The organism is Gottfriedia sp. NPDC057991 (genome assembly GCF_042886615.1).
Classification (GTDB): domain Bacteria; phylum Bacillota; class Bacilli; order Bacillales; family Bacillaceae_G; genus Gottfriedia.
In genome coordinates this window covers 207,157-221,220 of sequence record NZ_JBHVQN010000005.1, presented here as the reverse complement: position 1 = coordinate 221,220, position 14,064 = coordinate 207,157, and the positions used below count along the sequence as shown (strand labels likewise).

The following is a 14,064-nucleotide window of genomic DNA, read 5'->3' as shown; positions in this document are numbered from 1 at the left end:
CAGTGGGGCAAATAACCGTCAAACTGTTGCTACTGCTTGGGAAACAGCACTTGCTGGAAGTGGACTAGCACCAATTGATGTCCATACACCGTTATGGTTATAGATCCGCGCTGGGTTTCCAACGTTGCTACGTTATAAATAACTATAAATATTAGTTATTGAAACCATTACAAATAACAAAAGTCGGATAAATTTCCGACTTTTGTTATAATCTTTGATAAAGTGATGCTAATTACTAAGATAAACATAAAAAAATATATTTATAAATTTTGCAGGAAATGTATGAAGAATGTTTAATTTTAAATAATAGTATGATATTATATGTATCAGGTTATGATAAATGTAATAAAAAAAATAAAAAAATGATATCTGTTGTACCATATGGAGGTGTGGATATGAAGCACATATCAGAAAAATTACTTGCAGAAGTAGTTAAAAAGAAGCGTGTAGAAAAAAATTTATCTCAGGTAGAATTAGGAACGATAACGAATATAAATCGCCAAATAATTGGGAGGATTGAAGCTGGCAGTCATATACCTTCTTTACCCCAATTAGATCTTCTTTTGGATACTTTAAATATAGATTTTTCAGAAATTATGGTTGAACGCGAACAAGAAGACGTTTTTGTCGCATTTTTAGGTGAAGCAAAAACGAAAGAAGAACAAGAAGGCTTTGAGAAGATGGTTTCTATGATGCTATGCTTTAGAAAACATCTGCGCTTAAAAGGTGTACATGATGAATAAAAGTTTATCTCCTAAAGATATTCACGAAATTAAAAAGTTAGCGAAAACTTTAAGAGCAGAATATGGCAATAGTCCTTTAGGGGAACAGATTTTTCAAATTGTAAAAAGTAACGATATTCATATTTTTTATTACCCGATAAAATTTACAGGTGAAAATGATAATCCTTTTCGTGCGGTTTATTTGTCTCCAAATGGAACGGAGAAAGATAAAGTTCGTTTTATCGCGATCAATACATATGACTTTTTAGATAGTATATTATTTGCAATTGCACATGAATTATACCATTATACTGAAGATGCGATTATGGATATTTACCGTAATAATGATGAAGATTCAAATGAAATACGAGAATTAAAAGCAAACCGATTTGCAGCAGAACTGTTATTACCAGAGGATGCTGTTATGCAGGAGGTTGCTGAGTGGAATAACGGATTAACGAATTTAATTGACTGGGATATTTTAAAGATATTAAGGTTTATTGCGTATCTTCATTGTCATTACTGGGCACCTTTTAAATGCATCGTTATCAGACTATTCGAAACGAACTGCATTGATGAGGAGACAGTGAAAGAATTATTAGTTGAAGATGCAAGAGATGGAGAATCAAGATACTATAAAATTGCTGATGCTGTCAATCGTAATATATTTCAACGTTTAAACGAAAGAATTAATAAAATTGGTATGGATTATGTAAATTTAGAAGTGTTATTGAATAATTACGAATTAGGGATTGTTTCTACGAATGAGATAAGTAAAGATTTAGAAATATTTGGAACTAATTTGGGATCTTATGGGTTAGATGAAAAAGTTGAAGAAGAAGATCTTGAAGAATTAAAGAGATTATTTGAGGACTTTGAGAATGATAGCAAGTAAAGTTAATATTTCTGAACGCAATGAAGCACTAGTCTCTTTGATTGAGAATTATGCACAGGTTATCCCTATGGACGCTTGTATTTTAATCCCACCGAATCGTCAAAAAGAAAATTCTTCAATTCCTGAAATAGATTTTAAACTATACAAAAAATTATGGCTCGATCCAATTTTTTTGACTTTTCCTTACCTAGCTATACATGAAGCAGTATTAAAAGAATGTTTTACACCAGCCGATTTATATAGTTTTTTAACAGGAGAAATAGCGAAAAATAGGTTGGTTTTATTATCGGATAATAATTTAACAACTACCGAAAAAACTTACCGTGATTCGATTGAAATTAAAATTGCTAAGTATACTTCGTATAATCCTGTTCAAGATAATTCGGATGATCGTGGTGAAGTCAAAACATTAGCACACATCAAAACAAAAAATTATTTATATTTCTGTTCAAGAGACTCAAATGCAATTCGTTTGGTACAAAATAGTGAAAAGTATGAAACAAGCTTAGATAACATACATGTTCTTCATATTTATGAAATCGCTTATTACTTAGTTAGAATGAATATGTGTACATCTAATCAAATGAAAACAATCTACAAATACATTTATCACTTAACACCAAAAGAAAAAAGTAATAATTTATCTTGGGGAGAGTTCTTAACAGCAATGGACACTCTCTACTTACCAGATATACAAAAATCAGAAAATAAACCGAACCCGTTAATAGTAAAGGAAAGTTCGTCTCGATAAAAGAGGTCTTTCTTTTTGTTATAAAATAAAAAATGACCTTCTAATTAGAAGGTCATTTTTCATAGTGATTTAAAAAATAATCTAAACCGTTTTCGAATTGCTGCATCAAAAATTCAGCATCACTCTGATTTATGTTTTCAAGTTGAGCTAATCGTTGTTGGACTCGTTGTAGACGTTCGGTAAAGTGTGAGGTTGTTTCAATTGGAATAAGTTGTAACTCTTCCTGCAATTTTTCGAGTAAAACGAGTTTGACTGTATCGGATTTTCCAGTTTCTAAATTACTAAGGTAACCTGGTGAGACACTGAGTTCTTTGGCAAATTCATTCAACCCAATTCCTTTGCGAACGCGTAACTCTCGAACCTTTTTTCCTAACTCCTTCATCATACGATTGCTCCTCCAATTTTGTCATGGAATAAATATACGCAAAATCAAAGATGTCCTATAACTAATGAATTCGCTCATCGATGAAATAGTTCCTTTGTTGGAAAAGCTGTCAGTTTGTCAAAATAGTTTATTAATCTAGTTTATTGCAAAAATACAGATTTACGTATCTATTTAATATCCAAGAATTCTTCAATTATATCCAAACATGATTAGTTATTATAGGAAAACGCACGAATTAAAAAAGAAAGCGACTCCAAGTGTGGAATCGCTGTTATTTAAAGCTGAAAGTAAATTCATTTCTTTAATAAGTAACGACAAAGTAAAAAAATTCTATTTAGTCTCTTTTTTTGTTTTAGATAAATTTGTTGTCATTCGAATAGCAATTATTAGATAAATTACTTGTAGTAATCCACCAGTTCGAATGAATACATTTGGAGTTAAAAAAAACAAATACATTCCAAATGGGATAGATATAATAAAAGCTCCATACATAAACAAGTGATTTCTAAAACGGAAACCTAAAATTAGAAGCCCCATTGGGATAAAAATAAAGAGAGTAATTATGAATAAAGCATCTAAGTCTTGAAAATCTAATCGAAACATAAAAGAAAAATACACCATTAAATTAACAATCACACTTAACCATTTTAATAAATAAGTAGTTGAATCTAAAGGATAAACTTTATTCATTAAGAAACCTCCCATTCTCTTTACATTTATTTTATTCGAGATTTACAGGAATTGGAATATTTTTCTAGAAATTATTAAAATATCCTAATTTTATAATCAGGATATTATCGAACAAAAAAATATAGAGTGGGAAGGGGTAAAACAATATGAAAAAAATTGGCATTTTATCTTCACTTGCTATTTTGTCTGGAACGATGCTATTTTCACCAGATGCGAACGCAGCAACTTTAAATCCAACATCAAATAGTGAAGTAATTTTAGGGAAAGTTGAATATGTAAAAGGTGTTGGCGAGGAGGATCAAATTACAATTACTGATTCGCGTCCAGCGAATGGTACACAGGAAAATTTCGCTATAACAATTGATCCTGTAAATGGTAAATATGAGACAACGACTTATGGTAATTTTCCTTCTGATGAAACAACAGAAGGACGTGTAAATGATACATATCCTTTGGAGGCAGAGGGAGGCTCAATTCCTCCAATAGGTGGTTCTTCTACTAGTCATAAAGCAAGTGTAAAAGTACTTACGGAGGATCCAATTAATATAAATTGCAATTATACAAAGCAAACTCTATCTTGGAAGGATTATGGAACAACAATAGGATTTAGTTCGAGATCCTTATCTTATTGGGCTGGTGATCCGACAGCAGGATTAACACATTGGTACACAAGTTATGCATACTTTGATGGCTCTCCATACTTATATAACAGTAGCAAAAACTTAAGGAGTACTGCTGTTGCTGCATATTACAATTGGGATTTTCCTAGTGCCAATAAAAGAACGGATGTTGCTCATAATATTACAATTACTGCCAATAATAACGCTACATATAATTATAGTCTAAAGATGGTACGAACAGGTGAACATTATAATCTATTACATTTTGATATATATACAAATTAATCCCAAAGAATAAATTTGTTTTCGTAATAATAGCTAGTTGGTTTGCTTTTTGAAACATATTTTTTTCAGAATAATCAAATGCCTATATACAGTACTTATTTGAATATAGGCATTTGATATTATTAGAAGTCACTGTTATAGGTTTTTTCGAAAAAGATATGCTTGATCAAAGTTTTGATAGAGACATACTATAAAGCAATATCTTTTATTAAGAAATCGCACTTCTGATAACAATTCGTTGTGTACAACACATTGATTTCGGGTCTTTTCGTTAAAGATGAAAACAAGTTTCCTTTTGAAAAGGCAAACGCATTTTTTCCGCCAAACCCAAGTAACAAATGTTCTTCTCCCATCTGTTTAATAAAGTTTGGGCGTTGAAGTCGGCTCTGAAAAGCAGGCTTCGGATTTTTCATGCCAAACGGTTCAAGTCGAGCCATGTCTGAAAACAGTGTGTCAGGAAATGCATCAATCTGACAATTGACTAAATAATGGTGATGAATCGGTTTCATCGCTTGCCGTTTCGCTGCTTGTTGAATCGCATGACGGAAACAGCTAATGTGCAGTTCGTCTGGTGTAATGGAGAAACCAGCAGCAGCTGTATGTCCCCCAAATTTTTTTAACAAAAACCCGCAACTTTGGATTGCTTGAATAATGGAAAAGCCTGGCACATTGCCACTTCGTGCAGAACCAACGCCGTGGTGATTTATCACAATACAAGGTTTTTTCTGTCGTTCCGCTACACGCGACGCGATTAATCCAATAATCCCAGCGTGAAACTCCCCATGAATGACAATCACTGCATCTTCAGCCCATCCATTATCACGAATGAGTTCATTCGCTTCATTGACATGTTGAGCGGTCATGTTCTTCCGTAACGTATTCGTCTCAATCACCTTAGCCCACTCGTCTGGTGATTCATGATTACGTAACAATAAATCTAATAAGATATTCGGATCGGAAATGCGCCCCATTGCGTTAAAAATTGGACCAACTGAAAAACCAATGGTTGTACTATCAAACTGTTTAATTTTTAACAGTTTACGAAAAAGAGTTGGTAGAAAACTAGATTCTTCATTTAAATACCGTAAGCCCAGCCACGTAATAAGACGGTTTTCATCCGTTAAGGGCATCAGATCGGCGATTGTTCCAATGCAGGCATACATCACGAGTTCTTTACACTGTTCCGAAAACGGTAACTTCAACGTTTCAAATAATGCTTGGACCATTTTTAAGGCTACTCCCGCACCTGCAAGGTAAGGAAACGGATACGTATTGTCACTTCGTTTTGGATTAATAAACGCATAACAGTTTGGTCGAACACCGAGCACCTCATGGTGGTCTGTGACGATGACATCGATTCCTTTTTCATAGGCGATTTTGATGGCTTCATGTGCACTAGTCCCATTATCCACCGTTAGAATCAATGAAATACCTTCTGGCAAATCATTCATGACTTTTGCCGATAACCCATATCCTTCTTCACGTCTAGGAAGTCGAGCCGTGACATTTCCACCAAGCATTTGGATTCCTTTTGTTAACAGGGTGGTTGAAGTGATGCCATCTGCATCATAATCACCAAAAATCATAATCTGTTCTTTACGATGAATCGCTTGAATGATTCGGACGACTGCTTCTTTCATTTCATTTAGTAGAAATGGTGAATGATAATGTGAACTAGACGGGTGAAGGAAGTGATATACACCTTTTTCACTTTGGATGCCAGCAAGAAATAGTTGATACATGAGAAGCGGATGGATAGACTGTTCTTTTGCAAGCGCTAAAATCAGTTCTTTTTTCTCTTTAATATAAGATGGGACCGTAATTTTTTGCCATGATGAATGGGTCATTGTTGTTCCTCCTAATATGTTACTACTAGGAAGTATGACCATTATGAAAATAGATTATTCATTTAAATAAATACTTTATTTATATATATAAACATTAGAGGGGTGTACACTATTACTATTCCTTTAATAGCGAGTTGTTTTAGTTTAGAGAAAGCTTTAAAGTTTCTTTGAGCATTTTTTGTGGAAAAAAGAAGTACGAACTATAAAAAATTAGTACATAAATGTAAAATAAATAATAAAAGGTACAAATGGTGATAATATGTTTTTTAAAGTTTTAAATGCATACAATATTTTGTCTTTTAATAAAGAACATTACCCAAAGGTGACAAATTTAATAAAGGAATCATATGGCTATACGACTTATATCAATCATAATAAATCTAGAGGGATAATTAATCCCAGATACGATATGTATCTGAAATTAAAACAATCTGCCTATACAAGTAGTATATTAAGTAAACCGCCTAAAGAGCCTTTTAATAGTAAGATTTCCATGCTCTTGTCAAACAATATCGATCAAGAAAAACTAAATAAATACATAGAACAAAATGGGATGCAGGATGATTATAAACACAATATTGAGATAAATAATGATGATAACGCAGCAATTATCACCCATTATGTAGAACTGATAGAAGAACAAATTTTAGATAAATCCAAAATAATCGATAATTCAATTGAAGATATTGACCGTCGATTCTTAAGTAAAAATTTTATTATGAAAAACCAAAAAAGGTTTACTTTATTACCCTTTTTAGCAAAATTTGGAGATGAATATGTACAACCAATAATTATTGCAACATTTTATGATATTGGTATTGTTACTTTACAAATAAGCATAGCCTATGAGAGCAATAAAGTGGAAAATCTACCTAAAAATGCACCTCAAAATGTTATTCTGTCAAACGTTCAATTCTATGAAAGTAAGAAAAAATATAAATCAAGTGATTATTATAATAAAACCACTGCAAAAACTCTTAATCTTACTCAAATCTTCGAATATTATCAAAATTACTTGAAAATGCTATGTGGGGATTATTTTAACGATGAGGAATTTTATAATTATTCCTGGGTTTTTGGGGATTTTGCTTCAAATAAAACATCTGAACACAAGAAATTTATCGAACAAAACAAACATCTATATTATAGCTACCTAAGAAATTCTCCTTCTCAACTAACCTTAAGAATGGAGGAAGAAAAAATAACAAAAGAAATCGAAGATGCTCAAGTTTTTAACATGAAGGGATTACATTTTTATTGTACACCCTATTCATCAATTTTAAGTATTGGATATACCTTGTTTAAAGATGCTGTGGACAAATCAGTAAAGCATATAGAAAAAGAACTTAAACAAGAAAATGAATATGAAAATTATGTGAATGAATTATATAAAGAATATACATTAACGCAAATGTATCAGTATCTACGATTTTATGAGCTTACTTTTATTAAAAGATATTATACATCTAAATTATTAAAAGATATTTTATTAGGAACAAAAAACTTAAAGAATTTCAATCGATTAAAAGAAGATTTCAATTTTGTTAAATTAAAATTCGATGAAGAATTAATATTACAATCCGATGGAAGTCCAAAAGAATTATATAAGATAATTTTAGAAAAAACTGGAGTAAATTCTCTTGTAACAAAGTGTGAAAAACTTCTTAATGATATTAGAGAAAATATCAATACGAATAGAGAAACTGGCATCAAGAACACGGAGCTATTTGTCCTAATATTATCTACTATTTTAACGGTTACTCTAGGATATACAGGTATAAAGCTAATTGTAAATGATGTACTGAGTAATCTCCCTTTTTTGGGTAAATATATTTCTGAACATCCATTGAGATATACAGTATATATATGGTTTGCCCTAGTTTTATCAATGATTATTTTGAATGTACTTCGTATAAAGGCATATAAAAAATAATAAGTCATTCAGAAACGATACAATTGTGCCAATATGATTAGTGAATTCTATAAACATTTATTGGTGTGTACGAACTTCTTTCATATTCAGCTAACGCTCTTCATACATTGGAAGTAATGAACCAAGTAGGAGGGACAAACATGACACGTACGAATGAACAATCGTTAGCATATGCAATTGAAGAAATTACTGAAATTGCGAAAGGGTTTGGACTTGATTTTTATCCGATGCGGTATGAGATTTGTCCAGCTGACATTATTTATACATTTGGTGCTTATGGGATGCCAACGCGCTTCTCACATTGGAGTTTTGGAAAACAATTTCATAAAATGAAGCTTCACTATGATCTTGGACTCAGTAAAATTTATGAGTTGGTTATTAACTCGAATCCTTGTTACGCATTTTTACTTGATACAAATAGTCTCATTCAAAATAAACTCATTGTGGCTCATGTACTTGCTCATTGCGACTTCTTTAAGAATAATGTTCGGTTTAGCAATACGAAAAGAGATATGGTTGAAAGTATGACGGCAACAGCAGAACGAATTAAGAGATATGAACATGAGCACGGAAAAGAACGTGTCGAGTCGTTTTTAGATGCAGTTCTAGCGATTCAAGAACATATTGATCCTTCAATCGTTCGAAATCAATTGCCTTGGTCATTGCATGATGAGGAAGAGAGCATTCCAGAACGCGTGACGCCATATGATGATTTATGGAGTCTTGATGGAAAGAAAAAGGATATCAATTTAGTTCCTAAAAAACATAAACAGTTTCCACCACAGCCTGAAAAAGATCTATTACTCTTTATTCAAGAATATAGCCGTGAATTAGAAGATTGGCAACGAGATATCATGACCATGTTACGAGAAGAAATGGTTTATTTTTGGGCACAACTTGAAACCAAGATAATGAATGAGGGATGGGCAAGTCTGTGGCACCAACGGATTGTTCGAGAAATTGACTTAACGTCAGGCGAAGCGATTGAATTTGCCAAATTAAACGCGGGTGTCGTGCAGCCTTCTAAAACAGGGATTAATCCATACTACTTAGGGATTAAAATGTTTGAGCACATTGAAGAACGATACAACAACCCGACAGAAGAAATGAAAAGACAAGGCGTAAAACCTGGTTCTGGCATGGAGAAAATTTTTGAAGTTCGCGAACTAGAATCCGATACTAGTTTTATCCGAAACTACTTATCAAAAGAACTCGTCATGAGAGAAGATATGTACTTGTTCCAAAAACAAGGGAAAGAATACAAGATAAGTGATAAGAGCTGGGAGAACGTACGCGATCAACTTGTCAACATGCGGACGAACGGTGGCTATCCGTATATTACGGTGAATGATGGCGATTACATGAAAAATGGTGAACTCTATTTAGTCCATGCGTATGAAGGCATTGAACTCGATGTTAAATACTTGGAAAAAGTGCTACCGTACCTTTATCAGTTATGGGGACGACCAACTCATATGGAAACGAAGATTGAAGGCAAAAACGTATTGTTTAGTTATGATGGAAAGAATATGCATCGGAAGTATATCTAAACCGCCAAGAAAGGGCGGTTTTTCTTCATAGTTAGATAGTTTAGGAGGAGATATATGGGACGGAGAAGGCGGAAGAAATCTTCTAATCTCACGTTGGCAGAGGGGATTTTTTTAGTAGTGATTTTAGCGTATTTGTTTTTTAAGAAAGTGGTACAACTAATTAGCGATTGGATTCAAAGTGTAAGAGATACAATTGAAAACTTCCATGCTTTTGATTGGTTATTAATAATAATATTTTTATTTTCTTTAATCGTAACAATCATTCAAATTCGACATCGATACCTACAAAAAAAAATAAAGCAAGCAGAAGTAAAAAGAACAGAAGTGATAACAAATTCGAGAAAAAGAGTGAGTCGAGCTTCAAATTATGAGGAACTCATAAAACTTGATCCATATGAATTTGAAAAATTTGTAGCTGATATATTTACAGTAAAAGGATTTGATGCAATTGTAACTTCAAAATCAAGAGATGGAGGAAAAGATATCATTTTAAGTAAAGAGAACAAAAAATATATCGTGGAGTGTAAACGATATAACAAGAAACAGAAAATATCGCGGACAGCAATCCAAAAGTTTCATAGTGCCATTATCGATACAGGAGCTGAATATGGGTATTTTGTTACAACTAGCTTTTTTACAAAAGATGCGATTGAGTATGTAAGTAATAAACCAATTGTGTTAATTGACCTTCATTCATTAAGTGATCTGATTGAAGAAGTAAAACATATCTCCTAGTTATTGGACAAAGAATCTTGGACATATATTTAAAAAAGTGATCAATTAAGGAGGTGTTTTAAATGAGTGACCTGGCATTAATTGTTCATCCAAGTAGTAATTTTATCTACTTAAAAGAGGAATTTGATAAAGATAACACGATTGCACAATCACTTCTAGAATTTTGCGACTTAATAAAATCTCCAGAACAAATTTATACATTTGAAATAACGCCATATTCCCTATGGACAGGTGCAGCAAAAGGGGTAACATTTAATGATATTCAACATATATTTGAAACTCATGCTGAGAATGACATTCCGAAATGGTATTATGAACAAATCAAAAAAGGGATTAATACATTTGGAACTTTAAGTTTTCAATTAGAAAAAGATAAACTTAGATTAGTAGCAAATCATATTGACCTGATTAATGAGTTAGTTACATTTGATGAAATTGCTATAAAAATTATTGGTAGACCAAATGATTCTTGTTTAGAATTTCACCCGAGACATCGAACGGAATTGAAAAAAATACTCTTCCGTCATGATTACTTTATTTGTGATTATGTGGAAGAGAATGGTGAGGACTTTTCTATTCAAATGAATCCAAAAGATTCCAATGGAAATTTATTAACCTTATATGACTATCAAAATGACGCAGTACAGTCATTTTTAACCAACATGCAACATGCTGGTGGTAAGGGTACAATTATTATGCCACCAGCATCTGGAAAGACACTTGTAGGGATTAAATTAATGGAACACCTGAGTAAGTCCACATTAATTATCGTGGAAAATCGCGACAGTATAGTTAGGTGGATCAATGAATTATTTGATAAAACCGATTTAACCAATTCAAATCTTTCCATTTTTGAAAGTGACAACTCTGAAATAAAGCCTGTTACGATAGCCACTTACCAAAGCATCTCCAATTATATCCACTTATTTCATTCATTTGGAGTTGTCATATATGATGATTGCCATAAGTTACCGACTGATGAAAATATAAAAACCTCTGATATACAGGCGCAATATAAAATTGCGATGTCCTCAACACTTGCAAGATCAGATAAGAATGGAGATTTGGTATTTGCATTAGTCGGTCCTAAATGGTATGAGGTTCTTCACCGAACACTTGTAAGAAAAGGGTTTCAAGTAGAAGTAACCTGTGTTGAGATTAAAGTTTCTCTCCATCCATCTATTTACCGACAATACAATTTATCAAGTGTAAAAAAACAAAGAAAAGTTGCTGGAGAAAATCCTGAAAAGTTAAACGTTATTAAAAAATTACTAAATTCATTACCATTTAACCGAGTATTATTAATCAGTTATTATCAAGACATTACACCAAAACTGTCGAATCGATTGAATATCAATGCGATTCATCAGGGGGTTAGTGAAGATGATAAAAACAAACTTGTGGAAGAATTTAATACTAATCAAATTAATATTCTTGCAGCTAATTCACTATTAACAGAAAAGACATTATTTAAGAATGTAGAAGCTTTAATAGGAGTTTCATTTCAAATGGGATCAGAAAGAGAAGAATACCTACGGATTGGTAAAATCATTTCAAAAGATGGATACAAGAGTCAAGGACATTTATATTCGCTAGTCACAAAACATTCAATTGAGGAAACTGATTATCGTAAAAGAAGAAAGAGTTTAATTAATTATGGCTTTCGTTACAAAATATATGACCCAACCATGAGTTTAGGAGGGGCTAAATGAGACTTCTAGACTGCCTTGGATTATTATCGGATGCTAAACTATTCGAAATAGGTAAGAATTTACAATTATCTGTGTTTCAAGGAAATCGAAGTTGGAACACAATTAAAATTGTCGAATCATTAGCAAGTGAATCAGGAAGTGGAATTGGCTGGGTGATTGATCGAATAAGTAAAGAGGCAATGAATCATTTGATCATGTTTATACTTTTTAATAAACCAATTCCGTTGTTAATTATCGAAGAATTAGAGAAATATGGCTTTCTAATTAAAGACATAGTTCCCGAGGAAATTAGAACCAACATAATTTCTTGGCAAAGATATAAGTTTACTAAAGTCTTTCCAGTGACGAAAAAAAGAACAAAACATAGTTTATTTTTAAAGTATGTGGTGATATTAATCTATTTCTTAAAAAAAGAATCGATCAATATCAAAAGTTCAAAGAACCAAAAAGATTTAAAAAAGTTAATGGGAAAGATGAAAATTACCTTTGAGCAAACTCGAACTTTCGAAGAATTAATTGCACATGCAGTTAATACAGGATTAATATCGAAAAAGAAAAACACTTATCGAATTAATAAAACTAACTTAGAACAATGGTTTCAAAAAGATAGTCTCAATACAATTGCTAGATTTTATGACAATAAATGTAAAAAAAACCATGGTAGGTTACTTCAATCAATAGTAATGTTACAGTTATCTGAAGAAGAATGGGTAAATCAAAAGTATTTTGAAAATGATCAATTTGATCTCAAAACTTTAGCTAATTTGGGATTAACTGAAACAATTACTGTTGAGAAGGAAGAATATGTAAAGTTATCTAACGAGGGATGGTTCTTATTAAAGAAGGAACAACCAAAAAGCTGGAATGAAAAAACTTTTTTTGTCTCTGCTGATTACGAATTGTTTATCCCTTATACATGTGACCCAATCCTATTACTGGAAATCAGTCCGTTTTGCGAGTTAAAGGATTGTGATTATTGGCTTGTATTTGACATTACACCGATTGAAAACAACGAAAACAAACATGATATTCATACTTTTTATGAAATATTGAAAAATCACTCAGTTAGGATACCAGATGTCATTCAGTATGATTATAAAAAACAATTTAGTTAATTATAAAAAAATATAAAATTCAAATACTAGGCACACAAAATAGGAAATTTACAATCATTTCTATAAATCCACAATTAAAAAATGATAATTAATAAAGAAGGCTTTCCATGAAGTTGGAAAGTTTATTGAGCTACCTAAAGATTTATTAATAGAGATAATATAGTATTTAAATAAATTTCCATTACTATTTTATTCCGCGCTAATTGTTAGACTTATATTCGTTTGTTCAATTAGCCGAATATGTAATAATGACCGTTAAATTGAGTGTGAAATTAGTGGAATGTGGAAAACCAGTAAACCTTGAATAGGGTTCTTCTGGTTTTTTGTCGGTAATATTTAAAAATGAATACTATCGAAATAAGATTCTTATTCAACATAATGGCAGTTTAGTTGCATAAGGAATGTTATAAGAAAGAGAAAGACAGCGAATTATAAGTTTTTTAAAATGGCTGGGTATTACACAAAATTCAAATGGAGAAAGTATAGACGATTTAACTCTTTTATCATTAACTTTAATGCAAAATAAGTTACTGGCAGATAGTTATTAAAGGCGGGTCACTGTTGATTAGATTAAAAGTTGAAACGATCTCAGAAACATTAAGAAGCAGAGCGTATATGTTTACCTGTAGCTATTTAACTGCATGGAACAACTATTTAACTGAGGATGAAAAAGAAGGTTATAGTTTTGACGATGTTAAAAGCTATATGAAAATGCATCGGAGTTTTTTAGATTGTAGTTATAAATGGAAGGAGAGGGTCTAGCCCTCTCTAATATGTATTTTTAATCTTTATTCAGAACTAAAAAGTGATTTTCATTTAGAAGA

13 protein-coding genes are annotated in these 14,064 nt (G+C 31.9%); 10 read left to right on the top strand and 3 right to left on the bottom strand.

What is annotated here, in order from left to right; translation table 11 throughout:
- The first annotated feature begins 395 nt into the window (after positions 1 to 395).
- From ACFVR2_RS17655 to ACFVR2_RS17645, 3 genes are read left to right on the top strand one after another with little or no spacing between them, the layout of a single operon-like run.
- Positions 396 to 743, top strand: a complete 348-nt coding sequence (locus tag ACFVR2_RS17655) for a helix-turn-helix domain-containing protein (RefSeq protein ID WP_387364474.1) — start codon at positions 396 to 398, stop codon at positions 741 to 743.
- On the top strand, positions 736 to 1,617 hold the full coding sequence (locus ACFVR2_RS17650) for an ImmA/IrrE family metallo-endopeptidase (RefSeq protein WP_387364471.1): 882 nt from the start codon (positions 736 to 738) through the stop codon (positions 1,615 to 1,617). Before ACFVR2_RS17655 ends, ACFVR2_RS17650 begins: the two co-directional genes overlap by 8 nt.
- The gene (locus ACFVR2_RS17645; RefSeq protein ID WP_387364468.1) at positions 1,604 to 2,368 is read left to right on the top strand and encodes a hypothetical protein; all 765 of its coding nucleotides are present in this window, start codon (positions 1,604 to 1,606) and stop codon (positions 2,366 to 2,368) included. Before ACFVR2_RS17650 ends, ACFVR2_RS17645 begins: the two co-directional genes overlap by 14 nt.
- Before the next feature lie 52 nt (positions 2,369 to 2,420).
- On the opposite strand, the gene ACFVR2_RS17640 is transcribed toward ACFVR2_RS17645, so the two are convergent.
- Together ACFVR2_RS17640 and ACFVR2_RS17635 are read right to left on the bottom strand one after the other, a co-directional pair.
- On the bottom strand, positions 2,421 to 2,753 hold the full coding sequence (locus tag ACFVR2_RS17640; RefSeq protein ID WP_387364465.1) for a helix-turn-helix domain-containing protein: 333 nt from the start codon (positions 2,751 to 2,753) through the stop codon (positions 2,421 to 2,423).
- Positions 2,754 to 3,083: 330 nt separating this feature from the next.
- Positions 3,084 to 3,443 carry a hypothetical protein gene (locus ACFVR2_RS17635; protein WP_387364462.1) on the bottom strand — a complete coding sequence of 120 codons (360 nt, stop codon included), beginning with the start codon at positions 3,441 to 3,443 and terminating at the stop codon, positions 3,084 to 3,086.
- A gap of 146 nt (positions 3,444 to 3,589) precedes the next feature.
- Here ACFVR2_RS17635 and ACFVR2_RS17630 point away from each other — a divergent pair, with 146 nt between their 5' ends.
- Positions 3,590 to 4,348, top strand: coding sequence for a hypothetical protein (locus ACFVR2_RS17630; protein WP_387364459.1), 759 nt, complete (start codon positions 3,590 to 3,592; stop codon positions 4,346 to 4,348).
- A gap of 188 nt (positions 4,349 to 4,536) precedes the next feature.
- On the opposite strand, the gene recJ is transcribed toward ACFVR2_RS17630, so the two are convergent.
- Positions 4,537 to 6,195 (bottom strand): single-stranded-DNA-specific exonuclease RecJ, encoded by a 1,659-nt coding sequence (gene recJ / locus ACFVR2_RS17625; RefSeq protein WP_387364456.1) that lies wholly within the window; start codon positions 6,193 to 6,195, stop codon positions 4,537 to 4,539.
- 259 nt (positions 6,196 to 6,454) lie between these two features.
- On the opposite strand from recJ, the gene ACFVR2_RS17620 reads away from it, so the two are divergent.
- The 6 genes from ACFVR2_RS17620 to ACFVR2_RS17595 all read left to right on the top strand — a co-directional run bounded on the left by ACFVR2_RS17620 (position 6,455) and on the right by ACFVR2_RS17595 (position 14,002).
- Positions 6,455 to 8,128, top strand: a complete 1,674-nt coding sequence (locus ACFVR2_RS17620) for a hypothetical protein (RefSeq protein WP_387364453.1) — start codon at positions 6,455 to 6,457, stop codon at positions 8,126 to 8,128.
- A gap of 140 nt (positions 8,129 to 8,268) precedes the next feature.
- Positions 8,269 to 9,678, top strand: coding sequence for a SpoVR family protein (locus ACFVR2_RS17615; RefSeq protein WP_387364450.1), 1,410 nt, complete (start codon positions 8,269 to 8,271; stop codon positions 9,676 to 9,678).
- Between the two features lie 54 nt (positions 9,679 to 9,732).
- The gene (locus tag ACFVR2_RS17610; RefSeq protein WP_387364448.1) at positions 9,733 to 10,413 is read left to right on the top strand and encodes a restriction endonuclease; all 681 of its coding nucleotides are present in this window, start codon (positions 9,733 to 9,735) and stop codon (positions 10,411 to 10,413) included.
- Positions 10,414 to 10,475: 62 nt separating this feature from the next.
- On the top strand, positions 10,476 to 12,125 hold the full coding sequence (locus tag ACFVR2_RS17605; RefSeq protein WP_387364445.1) for a DEAD/DEAH box helicase family protein: 1,650 nt from the start codon (positions 10,476 to 10,478) through the stop codon (positions 12,123 to 12,125).
- The gene (locus ACFVR2_RS17600; protein ID WP_387364442.1) at positions 12,122 to 13,240 is read left to right on the top strand and encodes a hypothetical protein; all 1,119 of its coding nucleotides are present in this window, start codon (positions 12,122 to 12,124) and stop codon (positions 13,238 to 13,240) included. The genes ACFVR2_RS17605 and ACFVR2_RS17600 overlap by 4 nt, the downstream gene beginning before the upstream one ends.
- Positions 13,241 to 13,801: 561 nt before the next feature.
- On the top strand, positions 13,802 to 14,002 hold the full coding sequence (locus tag ACFVR2_RS17595) for a hypothetical protein (protein ID WP_387364439.1): 201 nt from the start codon (positions 13,802 to 13,804) through the stop codon (positions 14,000 to 14,002).
- The last annotated feature ends 62 nt before the right edge of the window (positions 14,003 to 14,064 follow it).